Source organism: Aureimonas sp. D3 (assembly GCF_001463805.1).
GTDB lineage: Bacteria > Pseudomonadota > Alphaproteobacteria > Rhizobiales > Rhizobiaceae > Aureimonas > Aureimonas ureilytica_A.
In genome coordinates this window covers 109564-131017 of record NZ_BBWM01000034.1, presented here as the reverse complement: position 1 = coordinate 131017, position 21454 = coordinate 109564, and the positions used below count along the sequence as shown (strand labels likewise).

The following is a 21454-nucleotide window of genomic DNA, read 5'->3' as shown; positions in this document are numbered from 1 at the left end:
CCCATGCGTTGCCGGGTGGCCTTGCCGCCCGGCCGTGAAGCCTGATCCATGCGCCTGACGCTGGCCGCCATCGGCAAGATGAAGGCCGGACCAGAGCAGGAACTAGCGGCACGCTATCTCGACCGCCTGCGCAAGGCCGGGCCGCCGCTGGGGCTCGACTTCGCGGGCGTCGTGGAGCTGCCCGAATCCCGCTTCTCAACCGTCATGGAGCGGAAGCGCGACGAAGCGTCGCGCCTGCAAGCCGCGCTGCCCGAGGGCTGCCGCTTCATCGTTCTGGACGAGACCGGCAAGACACCGTCGTCGGAAGACTTTGCCGCCGATCTCGCCACGATCCGCGACGAAGGGTTGCGCGATCTCGCGCTGGTGATCGGCGGCCCGGACGGGCTGTCGGACGAGATGCGCAAGAGCGCCCTGCGGGTGCTCGCCTTCGGTCGCCTGACCTTCCCGCATCAGATCGTGCGCATTCTCTTGGCCGAGCAGCTTTACCGCGCGGCGACCATCCTGGCGGGCCACCCCTATCATCGCTCGTAAGCGATGGGCATTCTCGGCTGGATCGCAAAGGGATGCTGGCGCACCCGCATGGTTGATGAAATGTTAAGCTTCCCCGTCTAGCGTTCAACACTCGCATGGGGATGCCAAAGGCGGATTGCGTTTGAAGCGCGAACATTCGAAGCGCGACCAGATGAGACCGAGAGGGAGCGCGCATCGCTTTGTCCGCGAGCGGGCCTCCGGCTTGGCTCTGGTCGCGCTCCTGTCGCTCGCGTCTGCCCAGCCCGCCCTATCGAGGGACGACCGAGACCTCGACCCCGCGCCCGTCGGCTCGATCGTCCTGTCGCGTGCCGCCGACGGCGAAATCGCGGCGACGACGGAAGCCAGCCCGAACCGCTCGCGCGCCGAAGCGCTCGCCGCCGAGCGAGCGCGCACCGAAGCCGATCTCAAACGCATCAGCGCGGAAATCTCGCTGTCCAAGGAAGCCGCCCAGCGGATCGACCGCGAGGTCGCCGCCATCAAGGCCGATCGCGACCGCATTCGGTCCGCCCTGATCGAGTCGGCCGCCGAGCAAAAGCGGCTGTCGGGCGAGTTGACCAAGAGCGAGGACCGCATCGCGGGTCTGGGCCAGGAGGAAGGCCGCATCAAGCTGTCGCTGCGCGAGCGGCGGGGCGTTCTGGCCGAGGTTCTGGCCGCGCTCCAGCGCATGGGCCGCAAGCCGCCGCCCGCCCTTCTCGTGCGCCCCGACGATGCCTTGGGCTCGGTGCGCAGCGCCATTCTCCTGGGGGCCGTCGTGCCCGAGATCCGCGCGCAGACCGAGGCGCTGAAGACGGATCTGGAGCGGCTGGTGGCCGTTCGCGCGCAGCTCTCCGACGAAAAGACACGCTTTGCCGATGCGCTCGCCAAGAGCCGCGAAGAGGAAGAGCGTCTGTCTCGTCTGATGGACGAGAAGCAGAAGCTCGAAGCCGAAGGCCGGGGCCGGATCGGCGAGGAAACGCGCCGCGCCGCCGAACTGGGCGCGCAGGCCACCAGCCTGCAGGAACTCGTCGCCTCGCTGGAGCAGGAAACGCAGCGCGCCAAAGAGGTGGAAGAGCGCGAGCGGCTTGCCGCCGAACTCGCGCGCCGCGCGGCGGAAGAAGCGCGCCGCCAAGCCGAGGACAAGGCCAAGGCTTCCGGGCAGCCGCCCCCCAGCGAAGACGCGAGCCCCACCGCCCCGGCCCGCAAAGCCTACGACATCGCCGAGCTCAGGCGCAAAATGACGCGGCTTGCGCCCACTGCCGCATTTTCGACAATGAAATCGCGCCTCGTCAAACCGGTCGCGGGCCGGGAAACGGGTCGGTTCGGGCAGGATGATGGAACCGGGCGTCTGGCTTTGGGCGACACTTTCGCGGCGCGTGTCGGCGACGTGGTGACCGCTCCTGCCGATGCCACGGTTCTTTACTCGGCTCCATTCCGTTCCTATGGCCAGCTCTTGATCCTCGACGCGGGCGACGGCTATCATATCGTTCTGGCCGGCATGGGCCGTATCGACGTGGCGGTCGGACAGTCCGTGCTTGCGGGCGAGCCGCTGGCTACCATGGGCGCGATGCGGGTGGCGAGCGCCGCGAAAACGGACATGTCGAGTGCCGAACCCTCGCTCTACGTGGAATTTCGCAAGGACGGGAAACCGGTCGATCCGAATCCCTGGTGGACGGATGGATCATCTGGAAGGACGAGGAATGATACGTAAGCTCTCCATTCTCTTCGCGGGAGCGCTTCTGGGTGCCACCGCCATGACCGCGTTCGTCGGCCCGCACAGCGGCGTCGCCAATGCGGCGGGTTCGGACACCTATCGTCAGCTGGCGATCTTCGGTGATGTGTTCGAGCGCGTGCGCGCGCAATATGTCGATGTGCCGGACGATCAGAAGCTGATCGAGACCGCCATCAACGGCATGCTCACCTCGCTCGACCCCCATTCCAGCTACATGAACGCCAAGGAAGCGGCGGACATGCGCACGGAAACGCGCGGCGAGTTCGGCGGCCTCGGCATCGAGGTCACGATGGAGAACGAGCTGGTCAAGGTCATCTCGCCCTTCGAAGGCACCCCGGCCGACAAGGCGGGCGTCCTGGCGGGCGATCTGATCGCCGAGATCAACGGCGAGCAGGTGCGCGGCCTCAACCTCGCGCAGGCCGTCGAGAAGATGAAGGGCGAGATCGGCACCAAGGTCGAACTCACCATCGTTCGCGAAGGCGCGGCCCAGCCCGTGCGCCTGACGCTGGAGCGCGCCGAAATCAAGGTTCCCTCCGTGCGCCACACGGTCGAGAACGATGTCGGCTATATCAAGCTCCTGCGTTTCAACGAGCAGACCACGACCGGCCTCGAAGAATCGATCAAGGACATCAAGGCCAAGATCCCGGCCGACAAGCTCAAGGGCTATGTGCTGGACCTCCGTCGTAATCCGGGCGGCCTTCTGGACGAAGCCGTCAGCGTGTCCGACGCCTTCCTCAACAGCGGCGAGATCGTCTCGACGCGCGGCCGCAACGCCGAGGAAACGCGCCGCTATAACGCCCGTCCGGGCGACGACATCGACGGCAAGCCGCTGATCGTGCTGGTCAACGGCGGCTCGGCCTCGGCCTCGGAAATCGTCGCAGGCGCCTTGCAGGATCAGCGCCGCGCCACGGTGCTCGGCACGCGGTCCTTCGGCAAGGGCTCGGTTCAGACCATCATTCCGCTGGGTGCCAACGGCGCGCTGCGTCTGACGACCGCGCTCTACTACACGCCGTCGGGCTCCTCCATTCAGGGTCGCGGCATCCGCCCGGACATCGTGGTGGAACAGCCCCTGCCTGAGGAAATCAAGGCGCAGATGGGCCTTGGCGCGGACGAAGACCTGAAGATGGGCGAGTCGTCGCTGCGCGGCCATATCCAGGGCAAGGAAGAGGACAAGGAAGGCTCCGGCTCGCTCGATTACGTTCCGCCGGACGCCAAGGACGACATCCAGCTTCAGACCGCACTGGAACTCCTGCGCGGCTCCAAGACGGACCCGGCCTTCCCGCCCAAGCAGGATTCGGCCGCCGTGCCGAAGCAGAACGCGGCCGCCGTCGCGAACTGAGCCAAGCTCCAACAGCGATCGAAAGGCCTCGGCGTCCGCGCCGGGGCCTTTTTCATTGGTATCGATCTTGGGAACGCACGCGGCCCGCCACGATACCCGAGCGCCTGAAAGCTCCAATCCAGCCTGAGATCCTAGAAGAGCTTATGCGCGAAGAGCTGTATCGCCCTTTGGGGCTGGACCGGACGGTGACCAAGGATGCGTCGAAGGCGCGGCGTATCCGTTCGCGTGTGCTTTTGGGCCTGTCCGGCGCGGCGCTCCTCGGCGGCTCCCTCGCCAGCGTGCTTCTCCAACCCGATTTCGCTCCGCCCCTCGCGCCGGCCCCCGTAGCGATCGTCGCGAAAGTGGAAGCGCCCGCTGCCCCCAAGGGTCCGACGATCGTTCGTCCCAGCGAAGGCGGCGGCGTGACGATCGCCGACGGCGACGGCGTCATCCGCCAGAGCGAGGGGCTGGATAGTGTCCAGACCGGCTCGGTGCGCGTTCTCGAACCGGGATCGCTGCGCCAGTCGCCGTCCTTCGCCCATCTGCCCGAAGACGCCCTGCTCGAAGGCAGCGCCTTCGGTCGCCTGCCCGTGCGGGCCGGTGACGGGCGCCGCCCGCTCGACGTCTATGCCGGCGCACCCGCACGAGCAGGCGGCACGCGGGTAGCCATCGTCGTGGGCGGCCTCGGCATCAGCCAGACGGGTACGCAGAAGGCGGTCCAGAACCTGCCGCCCGGCGTCACCCTCGCCTTCGCGGCGGCGGGCAACAGCCTCGATCGCTGGATGCAGGCGGCACGCCGCAACGGGCACGAGCTTCTTCTGCAAGCGCCGATGGAGCCCTTCGGCTATCCGCAGGTCTCGCCGGGCGAACACACGCAGACGGTGGCGAGCGCCGAGAGCGGAAATTTCGACGCGCTGCACTGGGCTATGGGTCGCCTCACCAATTACGTGGGCGTCATGAACTTCATGGGCGCGCGCTTCAATTCCGACCCGCGTGCGCTGGAGCCCTTCCTCGGAGAGCTGTCGCGGCGCGGGCTTCTCTATCTCGATGACGGCACGTCGCCGCGATCGGTCAGCCGCGATGTTGCGGTCGCTGGCAGCACGCCCTTCGCCTCGTCCGATCTGGTGCTGGACGAGGACCGCACGTCCGATGCTATCGCGCGCCAGCTCGACACGCTGGAGCGAATCGCGCGCGCCAAGGGCACGGCGATCGGCGTGGCCAGCGCGTTTGACACGACGATCGCCTCCATCGCGCGTTGGGCCAAGGAGGCCGAGGCGCGCGGGATTGAGATCGTACCTATCTCAGCGCTCGCCTATGACCCCGAGACGCGAGGCTGACGGCCGCCGGCGCTTCGCCGATGGCCGGATGGTCGGTGGGAAACAGGCCGGACCGCCTTCAGAAACCATTAACCATCTCCCGATTCCTACCGCATTGCGGTAGCTTGGCGCACCCGTCTGATTCGAGAGGTGCTGCGTGACCGTCGATCCCGAAACTCTTCCCTATCGCCCCTGTGTGGGCGTCATGGTGCTGAACCGGGAGAACAAGATCTTCCTGGGCCGGCGCATCGCGGAACCCCAAGGCGAGATGGACGGGGCGTCGAAGCTCTGGCAGATGCCGCAGGGCGGAATCGATGAGGACGAGAACCCGCGCCTTGCCGCCGAGCGCGAACTGTTCGAGGAAACCGGCATTCGCTCCGTGTCGCTCCTGGCGCAGACTTCGGACTGGCTGACCTACGAATTGCCACCCGAACTCGTCGGCATCGCGCTGAAGGGCAAGTTCCGGGGCCAGAAGCAAATGTGGTTCGCCTTCCGCTTTCTCGGCGAGGACAGCGAAGTGCAGATCAACCCGCCCCCCGGTGGTCACACCGCCGAGTTCGATGAGTGGGGTTGGAAGACGATGGACGAGGCGCTGGAGCTCGTCGTGCCGTTCAAGCGCGGGGTCTATGAGGCCATGATCGCCGAGTTCCGACACCTCGAAAGCGCCGAGTGATGGCTTTCTCCTCGCAGGGTCCCGTCGTTTACCGCGACATGCAGGATGGGGAATTGGCCGCGATCGAAACGATCCATGCTAGCGCCTTCGGACGCGACGAGGAAGCGCGTCTGCCTCAGGCCATCATCAATGACGGGCACGAGATTCTCTCCGTCGTCGCCGCCAAGGGAGATTATCTCGTCGCCCATGCGCTGTTTTCGGCGCTGCGCGGCGCGGATCGCGCGCTGGCCCTCGGCCCCGTGGCGGTGGTGCCCGATCAGCAGGGTTCGGGCATTGGCAGCCATCTGATTCGCTATGGGCTCGACCGCGCTCGGGAAGCGGGCTGGCGCTCCGTCTTCGTGCTCGGCGATCCCGCCTTCTACGGCCGCCTCGGCTTCGAAGCGCGGCTGGCGCGGGGCGCGGCCGTGCCTTGGGCTGGACCGCACTTCCAAGCTCTCGAACTCGTGCCTCAGGCCCTCGATGGCTGGAGCGGCATCCTGCGGTATCCGAGCGCCTTTGGCGGCGAAGACATTATCTGAGATTCACGGGCGGCGTTGGCAACGCGCCAGCGCCGTTCCGCGCGACAGTCGACGCAAGCGCTGGCGATTCCCGCGTTTGACGCCCGCTTCCTCACGCTTGAGACGAGGCTTCCAGCACAGACCGGCACCAGACACCGCAAAGATTATGTTGGGGTCCTGAACGACAAAAGCCCAGCCGAAAGGCTGGGCTTTTTCAGGAGTCCGACAGTGAGCTTCTCAGAACTCGACGCGCGCGTTGCGCAGGTCAGCCAGACGCTGCTCCGTGCGCGCGCGGGCATCGTCATTGTCCGCAACGGTCGAGAGCGTCGTCTCGAGTTCGGTGATCTGACGATCGAACTCGCCCGACTTCATCTCCTCGGCCGGGGTCGCGTGCTCGGCCAGAAGCGTGAAGCTGTCCGGGCCGATGTCGGCGAAGCCACCCTGCACGTAGATGCGCTTGGTGCCGCCCGAGGCCAGCTGCGCGTCCACCATGCCAGGCTTCAGCGTCGTCATCAGCGGCGCGTGGCCGGCCATGAAGGTGAAATAGCCTTCGACGCCGGGGGCGCGAACCGATGTGACCTGCTCCGACAGGAGCAGACGCTCGGGGGACACCAGTTCGAACTTGAAACCGCTAGCCACGATGGTCCTGCCTTCCACGCTCCCGCAGAGGGGGCAACTGGGTGGCGCCGACCCGAACGAAGGCGCCGTCTATCCGATAAAGGGTTCGCGCCATCACATGGACGCGAAGCTCAAAGCCATGCCGTTGAAACGGCTTTGCTTCGATTGGCAGCGGCGGACCCAAATCCGCCGTGCCTTGGCATCATATGCAGCCAGAGCCGATCTGGGCTCAGGCCTGAGCGGCGAGCTTCTGGGCCTTCTCGATCGCCTGATCGATGGAGCCGACCATGTAGAAGGCGGCTTCCGGCAGGTGGTCGTATTCGCCTTCCACGAGACCCTTGAACGAGCGGATCGTGTCTTCCAGCGGAACGAGCTGGCCGGGCGAGCCGGTGAACACCTCAGCGACGAAGAAGGGCTGCGACAGGAAGCGCTCGATCTTGCGGGCGCGCGCCACCGTCAGCTTGTCCTCTTCGGACAGCTCGTCCATGCCGAGAATGGCGATGATGTCCTGCAGCGACTTGTACTTCTGCAGGATCTGCTGGACCTTGCGAGCCGTGTCGTAATGCACCTCACCGATGATCATCGGCGAAAGCATACGCGACGTCGAGTCCAGCGGGTCCACCGCCGGGTAGATGCCCTTTTCGGAAATGGCGCGGTTGAGAACCGTCGTCGCGTCCAAGTGGGCGAAGGAGGTGGCCGGCGCCGGGTCGGTCAAGTCGTCGGCGGGCACGTAGATGGCCTGCACCGAGGTGATCGAACCCTTGGTGGTCGTGGTAATGCGCTCCTGCATGGCGCCCATGTCGGTCGCCAGCGTCGGCTGATAGCCCACCGCCGAAGGAATACGGCCGAGAAGCGCCGACACTTCCGAACCCGCCTGGGTGAAGCGGAAGATGTTGTCGACGAAGAACAGCACGTCCTGGCCCTGGTCGCGGAAGTTTTCCGCAATGGTGAGGCCCGTCAGTGCGACGCGGGCGCGCGCGCCAGGAGGCTCGTTCATCTGGCCGTAAACGAGGGCCGCCTTGGAGCCGGCGGTGGAGCCGCCATTCTCATGCGGGTCCTTGTTCACGCCGGACTCGATCATCTCGTGATAGAGATCGTTGCCCTCGCGGGTGCGCTCGCCGACGCCGGCGAACACGGAGTAACCGCCGTGCGCCTTCGCGACGTTGTTGATCAGTTCCTGAATGAGAACCGTCTTGCCGACGCCGGCGCCGCCGAACAGGCCGATCTTACCACCGCGAGCGTAGGGGGCGAGAAGGTCGATGACCTTGATGCCCGTCACGAGGATCTGCGACTCGGGATTCTGTTCGACATAGGGAGGAGCCGGCTGGTGAATGCCGCGCTTCTGCGTGTATTCGATCGGGCCGACTTCGTCGATCGGCTCGCCGATGACGTTCATGATGCGGCCGAGCGTGCCGTCGCCGACCGGAACCTGGATCGGGCCGCCGGTGTCGGTCACAGGCTGGCCGCGCACCAGACCTTCGGTCAGGTCCATAGCGATGGTGCGGACGGTGTTCTCGCCCAGATGCTGCGCGACTTCGAGGACGAGGCGGTTGCCGTTATTGTCCGTCTCGAGCGCGTTCAGGATTTCCGGCAGATTGCCGTCGAACTCGACGTCGACGACGGCGCCGATGACCTGGGCAACCCGGCCCATCGAGCCGTTCCGATCCAATGTGTCAGCCATCACGGCCTCCTCTCGAATTTGGGTGTCGGCGCGTCCGGCGTCTTCGCCTCCCGCGTCCGTCGTCTGATGAGATTGGTCGGCTCCGCCAGCGGAACCGACCGAAATCGATTAAAGCGCTTCGGCGCCCGCGATGATCTCGATGAGTTCCGTCGTGATCTGCGCCTGACGCTGACGGTTGTACGAGATCGAAAGCTTGTTGATCATGTCGCCGGCATTGCGCGTGGCGTTGTCCATCGCGCTCATGCGCGCCCCCTGTTCGGATGCCGCGTTCTCCAGAAGAGCGCGGAAGATCTGAACCTTGATGTTGCGCGGAATGAGATCGGCGAGGATCGCCTCGGGCTCCGGCTCGTACTCATAGAGCGCGCCGCCCTTGGCAGCCGGGGCCGCATCCTCGGCCGTCTCGACATCGGCGGGAATGATGCGCTGGGCGGTCGGGCGCTGCGTGATGACGTTCTCGAAGGCCGAGAAGAAGATCGTCGCGACGTCGAACTCGCCCTTGGCGAACATGTCCGAGACCATGTCGGCCACGGCCTCGGCCTCGGCGAAATTCGCCGTGCGATGGCCGCTATGGTCGAGACGCGCCACGATCTTCGAGCCGAAGTCACGGCGCATGATGTCCGTGCCCTTCTTGCCGACGGAGATGATCTTCACCACCTTGCCGGCCGCCTCGAGACGGCGAACATGCTCACGCACCAGACGCACGATCTGGGCGTTGAAGCCGCCGCACAGGCCGCGATCGCTCGTGAAGACGACGAGCAGATGCGTGTCGTCCTTGCCGGTGCCGGCCATCAGCGGCGAGACGTTCTCGCCGCCTTCCATCGCGCCCGCGATGTTGCGCATCACCGACGCGATCCGCTCGGAATAGGGACGCGCCGCCTCGGCCGCATCCTGGGCGCGGCGGAGCTTGGCCGCCGCGACCATCTGCATGGCCTTGGTGATCTTCTGCGTCGCCTTCACCGAGGCGATGCGGTTTCTCAGATCCTTGAGCGAAGCCATGGGTCTGGTGCGTCTCCTATCCGGCTTTGGCCGATCTCAGGCGAGAATCCCTCGCCTCAGGCGAAGGACTTCGCGTACTGTTCCAGAGCGGCCTTGAGCTTGCCGCGCGTGTCGTCGGACAGCTGCTTCTCGGTCGCGATCGTGTCGAGGATCGACTTGTGTTCGGTGCGCAGCATCGAGAGGAGGCCCTCTTCGAAGCGACCGACATCCGTCACCTTGAGCTTGTCGAGGAAGCCCTGCGTGCCGGCGAAGATCACCGCGACCTGCTCTTCCGTCTTCAGCGGCGAGAATTGCGGTTGCTTCAGGAGTTCGGTCAGGCGCGCGCCACGGTTCAGGAGGCGCTGCGTCGCGGCGTCGAGATCGGAGCCGAACTGCGCAAAGGCCGCCATTTCGCGATACTGGGCGAGCTCGCCCTTGATCGAGCCGGCCACCTGCTTCATCGCCTTGATCTGCGCGGCGGAGCCGACGCGCGACACGGACAGACCGACGTTCACCGCCGGGCGAATGCCCTGGTAGAACAGGTTGGTCTCGAGGAAGATCTGGCCGTCGGTGATCGAGATCACGTTGGTCGGGATATAGGCCGAGACGTCGTTGGCCTGCGTCTCGATGACCGGGAGAGCGGTCAAGGAACCCGCGCCCATGTCGTCGTTCAGCTTGGCCGCGCGCTCCAGAAGGCGCGAGTGCAGGTAGAAAACGTCGCCCGGATAGGCTTCACGGCCCGGCGGACGGCGCAGAAGCAGCGACATCTGGCGGTAGGACACGGCCTGCTTGGACAGATCGTCATAGGCGATCACGGCATGCATGCCGTTGTCGCGGAAATATTCGCCCATGGCGCAGCCCGCGAAGGGCGCGATATACTGCATCGGAGCCGGGTCCGAAGCGGTCGCGGCGACGACGATCGAATACTGCATAGCGCCGCGCTCTTCGAGCGTGCGGACGAACTGCGCCACGGTCGAGCGCTTCTGGCCGATCGCGACGTAGATGCAGTAGAGACGATCCTTCTCGTTGCCCGCGTCATGCGCCGGCTTCTGATTCAGGAACGTGTCGAGCAGAATGGCGGTCTTGCCGGTCTGACGATCGCCGATGACGAGCTCGCGCTGGCCACGGCCGATCGGGATCAGCGCGTCGATGGCCTTGAGGCCGGTCGACATGGGCTCGTGCACCGACTTGCGCGGGATGATGCCGGGGGCCTTCACGTCGACGCGACGACGCTCGAAGCCATCGATCGGACCCTTGCCGTCGATCGGATTGCCGAGACCATCCACGACGCGGCCGAGCAGGCCCTTACCGACGGGAACGTCCACGATCGCGCCGGTGCGGCGAACGGTGTCGCCTTCCTTGATGTCGCGGTCGGAGCCGAAGATCACGACGCCGACATTGTCGGACTCGAGGTTCAGCGCCATGCCACGCACGCCGCCGGGGAACTCGACCATCTCGCCGGCCTGGCACTTGTCGAGGCCGTAGACGCGAGCGATACCGTCACCGACGGACAGAACCGTACCGACCTCGGAGACTTCCGCCTCACTGCCGAAGTTCTTGATCTGGTTCTTGAGGATTGCGGAAATTTCCGCGGCCCGGATGTCCATCAGCCGACCTCTTTCAGCGCAAGCTTAAGGGATGAGAGTTTGGTGCGAAGCGAGGTGTCGATCTGACGCGAACCGATGCGGACCACAAGGCCGCCAAGCAACGCGGGATCGACGCTCTCGCGCATCGTCACCGTCTTTTGGGTATAGGCACCGAGCGCGCTCGCCAGTTCGCGGCGCTGCTCGTCGTTCAGGGCGTGGGCGCTGACCACTTCGGCCTCGACCTCGCCGCGATGGGCGGCGGCCATCTGCCGGAAGCCCCGGACGATGGACGGGAGAGCGAAGAGGCGACGATTGCTCGCCACAACCTTCAGGAAATTTCCAACCAGTACGCTGGGTCCGACAGCGGCGACGATCGCGCCGATCGCGCGCAGCTGCTCGTCCGAAGTGAAAGCCGGGCTTTCGACCAGACGGCGGAAGTCCGCATTCTCATCGATCAAGGACTGGAACTGAACCAGTTCCTGTTCGGTCGTCTCGAGCGAACCCTCGTCGCGCGCGAGCTCGAAGAGGGACTGGGCGTAGCGTTCTGCGACCCCGGAAACCGGGGAGGATGATGTGGCCACGGACGAGCGCTTCTCTTCACGTCTGGTTCGAGGCGCCTCGCGGGAAGAGCCGAGCGCGACACCTGGAAACGGGTCAAAAAAATGGCGACGGATGGGAACAAAGACCCCGCCGCGCCGGAATGAAGGTCGTCTAACACAGCGATCCGGGGACGACAATGGAGCTTTCGCGCCCATTTTCTGATGTTGTTAAGCGGCTTGCCTCCGGGTGCTCAGGCCGAGACGAGGCCGAGCGCGGGCGCCAGACACAGGAAGGCCAGCGCGAGGTTGAACAGGAACAGCGTCCAGTTCAGGAGCGTCGCGCCCTGATCCGAGAGAATCGACACGAGCCGCCCGAAGGCGACGAAGAGCCAGGCCGCGCCCAGAGCCATCTGGATCAACGTCTGGTAGGAGCCGAGCGTCAGGAGCGCCACGCCCAGGCCCAGCGGAAAGCCGGCAATCGTGCCCCGCACCTCGGCCAGCCCCGTGCGCCTCGCCTCGCTGGTTTCCAGCCCATGCGCACGCAGAAAGAGGCGGGGCGCGAACATGGCGAAGAGCCCATAAAGCACGGAAACGCAGGCCGCGATAAAGGGCAGAAGGTCCGGCAGGGTGGTCGGAAGCTCGAGGGACATGGGCAAAGGCTCGCGAAAAGGTGATCAATGGGAGGAGCGTTGTCTAACGCAAGGAGGCGAGACGGTCCGAAAGGTCAAGGTGCCCTATGGCTTCCCCTGCCTCGCGTCTGCCGCTGTTACGGGGCGCAGGAGCCGATGATGTCGATCGTCTCGCGCCCCTCGCCGCGCGTGGTCGCCAGCGTGCCGGTGAAACGGTTGCGGCCCTTTTCGGAGCCGGCGGGCCGCAGGGTCATGGTGATGTTGAGGCGGGGCTCGCCGACTGAGCGCCAGACCGTGACAGTCGCGCCCTCGCCATCCGGCCCGCTGCGCAGCTTTTCCAGTTCACGGAGCAAGCCGTCCTTCATGACATAGCCGCGCTCGGTCGGCTCGGCTGATTCGCCGGGCTTGGCCGCTGCCATGGTCATGAGACGAAAGCGCCAGGTGGCGGGATCGTCCGCCCGGAAGGCGGTCTGCTCGTCCGGCGTGAAGAAGAGGCAGCGCGCGGGCGGCTGAGGCCAAAGGATTGTATCGGAAGGCGGGGTATCGAGCCCGGCGGCCTGCACGGGGCCGAGACAGGCCCAGCCCAACGCGATCGTCCAGCCCGCGCGCCGCACATGCCCCTTCCGTGCCCGCATCATCCGCCTCCCCTTTCGCGTCGAACTCTCTGCGCTCTCATAGGAAGCTTTGCGGATCGATGTCGATCTGGATCTGCACCGAGCCGCGCGGGCGCGGAGCGCTCGCCACCATGGCTCGGACGAAGCTCTGGATTGGCGCACGCCGCCCTCCTTGAATCAGGAGCCGAAAGCGATGGCGCCCGCGCACGAGGCCGAGCGGCGCTTCGGCGGGGCCGAGCACTTCGAGATCGCCGTCCTCGGGCGCAGCCTTGCGCAAGAGGCGACCATATTCCTCCGCCTCGCGCCGCGAATCGGCCGAGACGATGATCGCCGCCAATCGTCCGAACGGGGGCAGGCCGGCGCGCTCGCGCTCGGCCGTCTCGCGCTCGTAGAAGCGTTCCGGATCACCGGCCGCGATCGCCTGCATGACGGCATGTTCGGGCGCGAAGGTCTGGATCAGGCCCCGACTCGGCAGGCCGGAGCGGCCGGCGCGGCCCGTCACCTGATGCAGAAGCTGGAACGTGCGCTCGGCCGCGCGCGGATCGCCATTGTTGAGGCCGAGATCGGCATCCACCGCGCCGACCAGCGTCATCAGGGGGAAGTGGTGCCCCTTGGCGACGAGTTGCGTGCCGATCACGATATCGGCCTCGCCCTCGGCCACGGCGTCCAGCTCGCGCCGCAACCGCCGCGCGCCGCCCGGCAGGTCGGAGGAGAGAAGGATGGTGCGCGCTTCCGGAAAGGCGTGGAGCATTTCCTCGGCCACACGCTCCACCCCCGGCCCGCAGGCGACGAGATGATCCAGCGTGCCGCAGCTCGGGCAGGCCTCGGGCCGGCGTTCGGAATGGCCGCAATGGTGGCACTGGAGCACGCCGCGCAGGCGGTGGTCCACCAGCCAGGAGGAGCATTGCCGGCACTGGAAGCGATGGCCGCAAGCGCGGCAGAGCGTCAGCGGCGCATAGCCGCGCCGGTTGAGGAAGAGCAGCGCCTGCTCGCCGCGCGCGATCGTTTCCTCGATCGCCGTGTGGAGAACAGGCGAGATGAAGCGCCCCTTGGCGGGCGGGTGGCGGCGCAGATCCACCAGTTGCAGGCTCGGCAGCGCGGCGGCCTGAAAGCGCCCGGTGAGCGGCACATGGCGATAGCGCCCGGAGCGGGCGTTGACGCGCGTTTCGAGCGAGGGCGTCGCGGACGCCAGAATCACGGCGCACTCGCCGATATGCCCTCGCACCACCGCCATGTCGCGCGCATGGTAGAAGGTGCGATCCTCCTGCTTGTAGGCGGGGTCGTGCTCCTCGTCGACGATGATGAGGCCGAGATCCCGGAAAGGCAGGAACAGCGCCGAGCGCGCGCCGGCCACGACCCGCACGCGCCCTTCCGCCACCTGCCGCCAGACGCGCTCGCGGTTGCGCGGCGGCACGTCGGAATGCCACTGCGCCGGCTCGGTGCCGAAGCGCGCGTGAAACCGGTCGATGAAGCTCTGCGTCAGCGCGATCTCGGGCAGCAGGATCAGGACCTGCCGCCCCGCTTCCAGCGCCTTGGCGACCGCTTCGAAATAGACCTCGGTCTTGCCTGATCCGGTGACGCCCTCCAGGAGCGAGACGGAAAAGCCCCCCTCCCCCACCGCTTCGCACAGCCGGTCGGCCGCCTCGCGCTGTGTGTCGCTCAAGTCCGCGCGGCCATAGCTCGTGTCGGGCGGAAAAACGATCGGGTGCGGCGGCAGTTTCACCGTCTCGAACGACCCGGCCTTCACCAGCCCGTCCAGCACGGAGGCCGAAACGCCGCTTGCGTGGAGGAGACCCGGCCGCGTCCATTCGAGCCCGGCCGTTGCGGTTTCCAGAAGCTTCTGGCGCGCGGGCGTCAGGCGTTCGGGGCGCTGGTCGGTGAGTCGCAGCCCGTCCACGAAGGGCTCGGGATCGAAGGCGACGGGCACGCGCAACACCATGCGCGCGACGAGGCCGGGCGGGGAGAGCGTGTACTCGGCCACCCAGTCGATGAAGCGGCGCATGGCGTCGGGCAACGGCGGGCAGTCGAAAGCGTGGGTGATCGCCTTCAGCTTCTTGGGGTCCACCGCGTCCGTTTCGCCGTCCCAGACGACGCCAGCCACCTGACGCGGACCCAGCGGCACCTGCACGATGGAGCCCGGCTGCACGGCCATCCCATCCGGCACGACATAGCTATAGGGCCGCTCGGCGGGCATGGGCACCAGCACCGGAACGGTTCGGGCCGGGAAAAGGTCTCCGAGAAGGGACAAGGCGGATCGGCTCAGCTGCGGAACGGCGGATGGCCCCGGAATGGCAGGCTGGTGTCATGGAGGCAAGCGCTGCACCAGGGGCATGGGGCTCAGATGGCGACGCTTCGCGGCCGGAGCAAGGCCGCCCCCAGCCTTCATCCGTGCGAGACGGCCTCGGCGTAGGCCTGAAGCAGCATCGGAAACTCCGCCTCGTCGGGGAATTTCGGAAAACTCCGATGCGCGCCGGTCTCAGCGAAGGGCAGTTTCTCGCTCGTATAGGTCTCGATGAAGGGCGCGAACCACGTGGTCTCGTCGAGCATGGTCGGGCGGATGTTCACGAGCCCGTCCATCCCCTCCCAGCGCGTGAAAAGCCAGCTCATGCAGTCCGGGCAGAAGACATGATGGATGCCACCCTGTTTCAGGCACCGCGCACCGGCTCACCCGAGAGGATCTCGAATCCGTCAGACGGCACCATGGCGCTCAGCGAATAGGCGCTGGAACTCATCCGCTGGCAGCCCGTGCAATGGCAGACGAAGGTGGCGAGCGGTGCTGCCGAGAGGCGCAAACGAATGCGGCCGCAGCGGCAGCCGCCTTCGAGCGGGAGGTCCGGGTGTCTCATCTCTCAAACGGCCTCCTGTCGGGAGCCTATTGTGCGGCGGCGTGTTCGCCCGAGCAAGGACGCGATGGCCTCGACCCATGCTCGAAACGCGAAAAAGGCGCCCTCGCGGACGCCTTCTCGATGGGCCAGAGGAAAGCTCTCTCAGGCGCGCTGGAAATGGCTTTCGAGGAAATACAGCGACTTGTCGATCGCGCGGCCGACTTCGGTGAAAAGGTCGGCGGTGAGGTCGTCGCCTGCCTCGTCGGCCTCTTCCACGGCCTCGCGCAGCGCGCCGCCCCATTTAGCATAGGAGTCGGCCAGACGCTTGAGATGGTCCATCGAGTCGACGAGGTCGAGCGGATAAGGATCGAGCAGCGTCGCTTCGGCCGAGGCATGAACCGTGCCGCGCGCCTGCCCACCCAGCGCCGTCAGACGCTCGGCGATCGTGTCCACATAGCCTTCCGCTTCTTCATGAAGGCGGTCGAACATGAGGTGGACGCCGATGAAGTTGGAGCCCTTGACGTTCCAGTGGGCCTGCTTGGCCTGGTAGCTGAGGTCGATCGAGGAGGCCAGGTGCTTCTGCAGAAGCTCGATCATCGAGGCCCGCAGGTTCTCGTTCATCGAGTTCTTGGTGGGATGGATGGGGGTCTTGCCCGCCTTGGACATCGAACGCTCCTGCGATCATTCACACGCAAGCCGGCGCGCGTCATGGCGCCGGCGTCTTGTGCAGGAAAAGAGCGCAGCGTCGTTTCGGTTCCACCTCAGCATAGATTTTTCGCGCGCGAGATGTCGCAGCCTCAACCGTGCGCCGGCTTCAGGCCCATCTGCGCCTTGTCGCCCCAGACGGCGCGCACCGCCCGGTCCCGCCCGCAGCCCATGCGATAGGCGTTGTAATGGCCGGGATTCTTGCGAGCGAAGTCCTGATGGTACTCCTCGGCCGGATAGAAGGTTGCCGTCGGCAGAATCTTCGTGGCGATGTCCTGCTTCAGATCGGCCGCCACCTGCCTCTCGCTCGCCTCGGCCGCCTTTCGCTGGGCGTCATCGAGCGGGAAGATCGCGGTGCGATAGGACGGGCCACGGTCGCAGAACTGGCCGCCCGCATCCGTCGGGTCGATCGAATGGAAATAGGCCGAAAGAAGCTTCTCATAGGAAATTTTGGCCGGGTCGTAGGTCACCTTTACCGCCTCGTAATGGCCGGTGCGCTCGGTGATGACGTCCTGATAGGTCGGGTTGGGCAGCGTGCCGCCGATATAGCCCGAGGTCGTGGAGGTGACTCCCTCCACCCGGTCGAGATCGGTTTCCATCGACCAGAAGCAGCCGCCGGCAAAGATCGCCTCTTCGGCCTGCGCGGCCACGGGCGCAAGGCTCGCCAGAAGGGCGAGGGCGACCACGCCCGGCCGCACGAAGTTCGAACGCATCATGAAAAAGCTCCGCCGTCTCGTTCGCTCCAGATACGGCGCGTGCAAGACGGCGGATGCAAGGCGGGTGCGAAAATGGATCGCGCGAGACGCGTCAGACGCGGCGCTCGACCATCATCTTCTTGATTTCGGCAATGGCCTTGGCCGGGTTCAGGCCCTTGGGGCAGGCCTGCGTGCAATTCATGATCGTGTGGCAGCGATAGAGCTTGAACGGGTCTTCGAGTTCGTCCAGCCGGTCGCCCGTTGCCTCGTCGCGACTATCGATCAGCCAGCGATAGGCCTGGAGCAGCACGGCGGGGCCGAGATAGCGCTCGCCGTTCCACCAGTAGCTCGGGCACGAGGTCTGGCAGCAGAAGCAGAGAATGCACTCGTAGAGCCCGTCGAGCTTCTCACGGTCCTCATGGCTCTGGCGCCATTCCTTCTCGGGCTCGGGCGTCTCGGTCTTGAGCCAGGGCTCGATCGAGCGGAGCTGCGCGTAAGGCACGGTGAGATCGGGCACCAGATCCTTGATGACCGGCATGTGCGGCAGCGGATAGACCTTCACCGCGCCCGACACTTCGTCCATGCCCTTGGTGCAGGCGAGCGTGTTGGAGCCGTCGATATTCATGGCGCAGGAGCCGCAGATGCCTTCGCGGCAGGAGCGGCGCAGCGTCAGGGTCGAGTCGACATTGTTCTTGATCCAGAGCAGCGCGTCGAGAACCATCGGGCCGCAATCGTCGGTATCGACATAGAACGTGTCGACGCGCGGGTTCTGGCCGTCATCGGGCGACCAGCGATAGATGCCGAACTCGCGCACATTCGAGGCGCCAGCCGGCTTCGGCCAGGTCTTGCCCTTGCCGACGACGGAGTTCTTGGGAAGGCTGAGTTCCACCATGGGGCGTGTTCCGCTGCGACGTCAGTTCTTTAGAATGGGGCTAAACACGAATAGCGCGGCGGTGCAACAAGGCCGATGCACGCAGCGCCGCTTTAAACGATTGTAGCCGCGCGCAGCTTTCGGAATCTTTTCGAGGCTGGCCAAAGCCTGCCATCAGGGCTGCACGATCAGAGGAAAACGGCCGAAACGGCTGGGCTTGCCCTCCTCGGCCGCGATCTCGGCGAGAACCGCGTTCTCGGTTCCGGGCGCGATCAGCCCCGCTCCTTCCGCCTGCCGCGCGGCGTCGGCCAGCGTGCGCCCCAGCGTCGTCGGAACGCCCGCCGCCTCGATACGCCGCAGCGCCGCCTTTACGGTTTCCATGGGTGAGCCAGCGGGCAGGACATCGTGAATATGAACCGCCAGAACCCGGCCGGGATGGCGCTCCACCGCGCTGGCATAGACCGAGGCGTCCTTCTGCCCGCTGTCGCCGATCAGGATGAAGGGCAGCGTCGGGTTGGCCGCCATCACCGCGTCGATCATCCGGTCCTTATGGCCATGGTGGCGGCGCAGGAGCCAGCCGAGCGCGTCGGACGAAAGCGAGCGCAGGAGCATGGGCCCGACCGGAATGCTGCGCAGCGCCATGAAGCGCTCGAAAATGTCGGCGAGGTTCCAGGGGCTGGACGAAACATAGAAGACCGGATTGGTCTCCGCTCCCGCCGCGCCCTCGCAAAGCGCGCGGTAGAAGCGCGACACGCCGGGAAAGGGCAGACGCGCTTCCGGCGAATTGGCCGTGACGATGCGCCAATGCCGCAGCATCTTGAAGGCACCGGTATGGATGATCGTGTCGTCGATATCGGAGATGATGGCAAAGCGCGCCTTGGGCGAGACAACCCGCGCCCGCGCTTCCACGCTCATCGGCGCGAAATCATAGCCGCGCGCCTTTTGCAGCGTCACGCGGATCCGCGCCCAGGGCGCGTCGCCCTCGGGCATGGTGAGCCCTTCCGCCTCAATGCGGAAATAACCGTCGCGCTGGCTCACCACTTCGCCCGATTGGCCGAGCCCCTCCCACTGGAGGCGCGCGCCGCCAATCTCGTCGGTCTCGTAGCGCTTGAAGGTGAGATAGAGATTGCGGAAGGTCGAGTTCGAATGCGCCGCGCCGAAGACGCCCTCGTCTTCCAAGACACGCCCAAGCAGCGTCAGACGCCCGCCGGTGAGATGACCGGGATAGACCACGAGTGTCGGCTGGTCGGTCAGCCGCAGGCGCTGCTTCACCGCAAAGCGTACGATCCGGCTTCGCCGCAGCAGATGTTCACCGATCGCGCGCAGCGCCCTGACACTCATTCCAGCCGAAATAGCGAAGTCACCCCGCATCGGAAAGGTGGCGTGCCGCCCGGCTTAGCAAAAAGGCCGCCCCGAAAGGCGGCCTTTGATGATGCGGTGATGATCCGCCGATCAGTAAACGCGCTTCTTGGGCGCGATATACTCGATCTGGTTGGACATGGTGTAGGTGTGCACCGGACGATCGTCGAGGCGCACCGTCTTGTTCTGCGTATCGCAGAAGGAGAGCGTGTGCTTCATCCAGTTGGCGTCGTCGCGATCGGGGAAGTCCTCGCGGGCGTGGGCGCCGCGCGATTCCTGGCGGGCGAGAGCCGAGTCCATTGTCACGACCGCCTGCGAGATCAGGTTGTCGTATTCCAGCGTCTCGATCAGGTCCGTGTTCCAGATCAGCGAACGGTCGGTGACGCGCACGTCATCGGACGACTGCCAGACCTGATGGATCTTCTCGTGGCCCTCTTCCAGAACCTCGCCCGTGCGGAACACGGCGCAGTTGGACTGCATCGTGCGCTGCATGTTGTCGCGAAGCTCGGCCGTCGAGGTCGAACCCTGGGCGTAGCGGAAGCGGTCGAGGCGCGCGAGGGAGTTCTCGCCGGCATCCTTGGGCAGCGGCGCATGGCCCTCGCCCGGCGTCACCGTCTCGGCGCAGCGCAGCGCGGCCGCGCGGCCGAACACGACGAGATCGATCAGCGAGTTGGAGCCCAGGCGATTGGCGCCGTGGACGGACACGCAGGCTGCCTCGCCGACGGCCATCAGGCCCGGCACGACGGTGTCGGCATTGCCGTCCTTCTTGGTCAGCACTTCGCCGTGATAGTTCGTCGGGATGCCGCCCATGTTGTAATGGACGGTCGGCAAAACCGGGATCGGCTCCTTGGTCACGTCCACACCCGCGAAGATGCGCGCCGACTCCGAAATGCCCGGCAGGCGCTCGTGCAGGATCTTCGGGTCGAGATGGTCGAGATGAAGGAAGATGTGGTCCTTGTTCTTGCCGACGCCGCGCCCTTCGCGGATTTCCATCGTCATCGAACGGGACACGACGTCACGTGACGCCAGATCCTTGGCCGAGGGGGCATAGCGCTCCATGAAGCGCTCGCCTTCCGAGTTCGTCAGATAGCCGCCCTCGCCGCGCGCGCCTTCCGTGATGAGGCAGCCCGCGCCGTAGATGCCGGTCGGGTGGAATTGCACGAACTCCATGTCCTGCAAGGGCAGGCCGGCGCGCAGCACCATGGCGTTGCCGTCGCCCGTGCAGGTATGGGCCGAGGTCGCCGAGAAATAGGCACGGCCATAACCACCGGTCGCCAGAATCGTCTTCTTGGCGGTGAAGCGGTGGATCGAGCCGTCATCCATGTTGAGCGCGACGACGCCGCGGCAGGCGCCGTCCTCGTCCATGATCAGGTCGATCGCGAAATACTCGATGAAGAATTCCGACGAGTAGCGCAGCGACTGGCCGTAGAGCGTGTGCAGGATGGCGTGGCCGGTGCGGTCGGCGGCGGCGCAGGTGCGCTGAGCCGGCGGGCCGTTGCCGAAATCGGTGGTCATGCCGCCGAAGGGGCGCTGATAAATCTTGCCGTCCTGCGTGCGCGAGAAGGGCACGCCGAAATGCTCCAGTTCGTAGACGGCGGCGGGCGCGTTGCGCACGAGATATTCGATGGCATCCTGATCGCCCAGCCAGTCCGACCCCTTGACGGTGTCGTACATGTGCCAGCGCCAGTTGTCCTCGCCCATATTGCCGAGCGAGGCGGCGACACCGCCTTGGGCTGCGACGGTGTGCGAGCGGGTCGGGAAGACCTTGGTGATACAGGCGGTCTTCAGGCCGGCCTGGGCGGCGCCCAGCGTGGCGCGAAGGCCCGCGCCGCCGGCGCCCACGACCACGACGTCGAAGACGTGATCGACGAACTCATAGGCCTTGCCGTTCTGGCCCGGCGCGGCGGTGCGATGCGGCTGTGCTGTGGCCATATCAGGCTCCGAAGCTCATCTTGATGATCGCGAACACGGCGGCGGCGCCGACCAGGAACGCGAAGAAGGTGTTGAGGATGATCAGCGGCAGCTTCAGCGCGCCGTGGAAATAATCCTCGATGATCGTCTGCATGCCAAGGCGCATATGGATGCAGGGCACCACCACCACAAGCGCCATCACGAGGCCGACGATCGGGTTGGCGAGCGCCGCGCGCACCGTGTCGTAGCCCTCGTCGTGCAGCGAGATCAGCAGCACGATGAAGAAGGCGATCAGAAAGAGGTTGGCGACGGCGGTGAGGCGCTGAAGCCAGAAATGGCCGGTGCCTTCGCCGGTCGCGCCGGAGCCGCGCACGCGCTTCAGGGGCGTTCTCATATCCATGGC

The 21454-nt window shown here is 65.9% G+C and carries 20 protein-coding genes and 1 pseudogene; 6 read left to right on the top strand and 15 right to left on the bottom strand.

Features of this window, described 5'->3' with window-relative positions; all coding sequences use genetic code 11:
- Window positions 1–48 precede the first annotated feature (48 nt).
- From rlmH to AUL36_RS09870, 6 genes are all read left to right on the top strand, one after another.
- Window positions 49–531 carry a 23S rRNA (pseudouridine(1915)-N(3))-methyltransferase RlmH gene (rlmH, locus tag AUL36_RS09895; RefSeq protein WP_062220114.1) on the top strand — a complete coding sequence of 161 codons (483 nt, stop codon included), beginning with the start codon at window positions 49–51 and terminating at the stop codon, window positions 529–531.
- 151 nt (window positions 532–682) lie between these two features.
- Window positions 683–2218, top strand: a complete 1536-nt coding sequence (locus AUL36_RS09890) for a murein hydrolase activator EnvC family protein (protein WP_156418326.1) — start codon at window positions 683–685, stop codon at window positions 2216–2218.
- Window positions 2208–3578, top strand: coding sequence for a S41 family peptidase (locus AUL36_RS09885; RefSeq protein WP_058599481.1), 1371 nt, complete (start codon window positions 2208–2210; stop codon window positions 3576–3578). Before AUL36_RS09890 ends, AUL36_RS09885 begins: the two co-directional genes overlap by 11 nt.
- Window positions 3579–3721: 143 nt before the next feature.
- The gene (locus tag AUL36_RS09880) at window positions 3722–4894 is read left to right on the top strand and encodes a divergent polysaccharide deacetylase family protein (protein WP_062220110.1); all 1173 of its coding nucleotides are present in this window, start codon (window positions 3722–3724) and stop codon (window positions 4892–4894) included.
- Between the two features lie 136 nt (window positions 4895–5030).
- Window positions 5031–5546 carry an RNA pyrophosphohydrolase gene (locus AUL36_RS09875; RefSeq protein WP_062220109.1) on the top strand — a complete coding sequence of 172 codons (516 nt, stop codon included), beginning with the start codon at window positions 5031–5033 and terminating at the stop codon, window positions 5544–5546.
- Window positions 5546–6064, top strand: coding sequence for a GNAT family N-acetyltransferase (locus AUL36_RS09870; RefSeq protein ID WP_062220107.1), 519 nt, complete (start codon window positions 5546–5548; stop codon window positions 6062–6064). Before AUL36_RS09875 ends, AUL36_RS09870 begins: the two co-directional genes overlap by 1 nt.
- Window positions 6065–6280: 216 nt before the next feature.
- Here the strand turns inward: AUL36_RS09870 and AUL36_RS09865 are convergent, their stop codons facing one another.
- The 15 genes and pseudogenes from AUL36_RS09865 to sdhD form a co-directional block, all read right to left on the bottom strand.
- Window positions 6281–6682, bottom strand: a complete 402-nt coding sequence (locus AUL36_RS09865; protein WP_062220105.1) for a F0F1 ATP synthase subunit epsilon — start codon at window positions 6680–6682, stop codon at window positions 6281–6283.
- A gap of 208 nt (window positions 6683–6890) precedes the next feature.
- Window positions 6891–8342 (bottom strand): F0F1 ATP synthase subunit beta, encoded by a 1452-nt coding sequence (gene atpD / locus AUL36_RS09860; protein WP_058636687.1) that lies wholly within the window; start codon window positions 8340–8342, stop codon window positions 6891–6893.
- Between the two features lie 108 nt (window positions 8343–8450).
- Window positions 8451–9338, bottom strand: coding sequence for a F0F1 ATP synthase subunit gamma (locus tag AUL36_RS09855; protein WP_058599477.1), 888 nt, complete (start codon window positions 9336–9338; stop codon window positions 8451–8453).
- A gap of 56 nt (window positions 9339–9394) precedes the next feature.
- Complete coding sequence (gene atpA, locus AUL36_RS09850; RefSeq protein ID WP_058599476.1) at window positions 9395–10924, bottom strand: F0F1 ATP synthase subunit alpha; 1530 nt, start codon at window positions 10922–10924, stop codon at window positions 9395–9397.
- Complete coding sequence (locus AUL36_RS09845; protein ID WP_058599475.1) at window positions 10924–11484, bottom strand: F0F1 ATP synthase subunit delta; 561 nt, start codon at window positions 11482–11484, stop codon at window positions 10924–10926. Before AUL36_RS09845 ends, atpA begins: the two co-directional genes overlap by 1 nt.
- 209 nt (window positions 11485–11693) lie before the next feature.
- On the bottom strand, window positions 11694–12092 hold the full coding sequence (locus AUL36_RS09840) for an AGROH133_08824 family phage infection protein (protein ID WP_062220104.1): 399 nt from the start codon (window positions 12090–12092) through the stop codon (window positions 11694–11696).
- 116 nt (window positions 12093–12208) lie between these two features.
- On the bottom strand, window positions 12209–12706 hold the full coding sequence (locus AUL36_RS09835) for a hypothetical protein (RefSeq protein WP_156418325.1): 498 nt from the start codon (window positions 12704–12706) through the stop codon (window positions 12209–12211).
- 37 nt (window positions 12707–12743) lie between these two features.
- Window positions 12744–14933, bottom strand: a complete 2190-nt coding sequence (locus AUL36_RS09830; protein WP_192843813.1) for a primosomal protein N' — start codon at window positions 14931–14933, stop codon at window positions 12744–12746.
- A gap of 134 nt (window positions 14934–15067) precedes the next feature.
- A pseudogene (locus tag AUL36_RS09825) lies at window positions 15068–15531 on the bottom strand (GFA family protein).
- A gap of 141 nt (window positions 15532–15672) precedes the next feature.
- Window positions 15673–16176 (bottom strand): DNA starvation/stationary phase protection protein Dps, encoded by a 504-nt coding sequence (gene dps / locus AUL36_RS09820; protein ID WP_058599471.1) that lies wholly within the window; start codon window positions 16174–16176, stop codon window positions 15673–15675.
- Between the two features lie 131 nt (window positions 16177–16307).
- Window positions 16308–16931: a peptide-methionine (S)-S-oxide reductase MsrA gene (gene msrA, locus AUL36_RS09815; protein ID WP_062220100.1), complete on the bottom strand. Its 624-nt coding sequence runs from the start codon at window positions 16929–16931 to the stop codon at window positions 16308–16310.
- Window positions 16932–17022: 91 nt separating this feature from the next.
- Window positions 17023–17802, bottom strand: a complete 780-nt coding sequence (locus tag AUL36_RS09810) for a succinate dehydrogenase iron-sulfur subunit (RefSeq protein WP_058599470.1) — start codon at window positions 17800–17802, stop codon at window positions 17023–17025.
- Window positions 17803–17955: 153 nt separating this feature from the next.
- Window positions 17956–19122 carry an App1 family protein gene (locus AUL36_RS09805; protein ID WP_062220097.1) on the bottom strand — a complete coding sequence of 389 codons (1167 nt, stop codon included), beginning with the start codon at window positions 19120–19122 and terminating at the stop codon, window positions 17956–17958.
- Window positions 19123–19233: 111 nt separating this feature from the next.
- On the bottom strand, window positions 19234–21072 hold the full coding sequence (gene sdhA, locus AUL36_RS09800) for a succinate dehydrogenase flavoprotein subunit (protein ID WP_058636681.1): 1839 nt from the start codon (window positions 21070–21072) through the stop codon (window positions 19234–19236).
- 1 nt (window position 21073) lies between these two features.
- Entirely contained in the window at window positions 21074–21451 is a 378-nt protein-coding gene (gene sdhD / locus AUL36_RS09795) for a succinate dehydrogenase, hydrophobic membrane anchor protein (protein ID WP_058599467.1), read from the bottom strand.
- Window positions 21452–21454: the final 3 nt, after the last annotated feature.

Coding starts and splice junctions, on each gene's coding strand:
- AUL36_RS09840 (WP_062220104.1), bottom strand. CDS start 12,092: ATGTCCCTCGAGCTTCCGACCACCCTGCCGGACCTTCTGCCCTTTATC.
- AUL36_RS09805 (WP_062220097.1), bottom strand. CDS start 19,122: ATGAGTGTCAGGGCGCTGCGCGCGATCGGTGAACATCTGCTGCGGCGA.
- sdhA (WP_058636681.1), bottom strand. CDS start 21,072: ATGGCCACAGCACAGCCGCATCGCACCGCCGCGCCGGGCCAGAACGGC.
- AUL36_RS09870 (WP_062220107.1), top strand. CDS start 5,546: ATGGCTTTCTCCTCGCAGGGTCCCGTCGTTTACCGCGACATGCAGGAT.
- dps (WP_058599471.1), bottom strand. CDS start 16,176: ATGTCCAAGGCGGGCAAGACCCCCATCCATCCCACCAAGAACTCGATG.
- AUL36_RS09855 (WP_058599477.1), bottom strand. CDS start 9,338: ATGGCTTCGCTCAAGGATCTGAGAAACCGCATCGCCTCGGTGAAGGCG.
- AUL36_RS09810 (WP_058599470.1), bottom strand. CDS start 17,802: ATGGTGGAACTCAGCCTTCCCAAGAACTCCGTCGTCGGCAAGGGCAAG.
- rlmH (WP_062220114.1), top strand. CDS start 49: ATGCGCCTGACGCTGGCCGCCATCGGCAAGATGAAGGCCGGACCAGAG.
- AUL36_RS09880 (WP_062220110.1), top strand. CDS start 3,722: ATGCGCGAAGAGCTGTATCGCCCTTTGGGGCTGGACCGGACGGTGACC.
- AUL36_RS09890 (WP_156418326.1), top strand. CDS start 683: ATGAGACCGAGAGGGAGCGCGCATCGCTTTGTCCGCGAGCGGGCCTCC.
- atpA (WP_058599476.1), bottom strand. CDS start 10,924: ATGGACATCCGGGCCGCGGAAATTTCCGCAATCCTCAAGAACCAGATC.
- sdhD (WP_058599467.1), bottom strand. CDS start 21,451: ATGGATATGAGAACGCCCCTGAAGCGCGTGCGCGGCTCCGGCGCGACC.
- AUL36_RS09835 (WP_156418325.1), bottom strand. CDS start 12,706: ATGCGGGCACGGAAGGGGCATGTGCGGCGCGCGGGCTGGACGATCGCG.
- AUL36_RS09885 (WP_058599481.1), top strand. CDS start 2,208: ATGATACGTAAGCTCTCCATTCTCTTCGCGGGAGCGCTTCTGGGTGCC.
- atpD (WP_058636687.1), bottom strand. CDS start 8,342: ATGGCTGACACATTGGATCGGAACGGCTCGATGGGCCGGGTTGCCCAG.
- msrA (WP_062220100.1), bottom strand. CDS start 16,931: ATGATGCGTTCGAACTTCGTGCGGCCGGGCGTGGTCGCCCTCGCCCTT.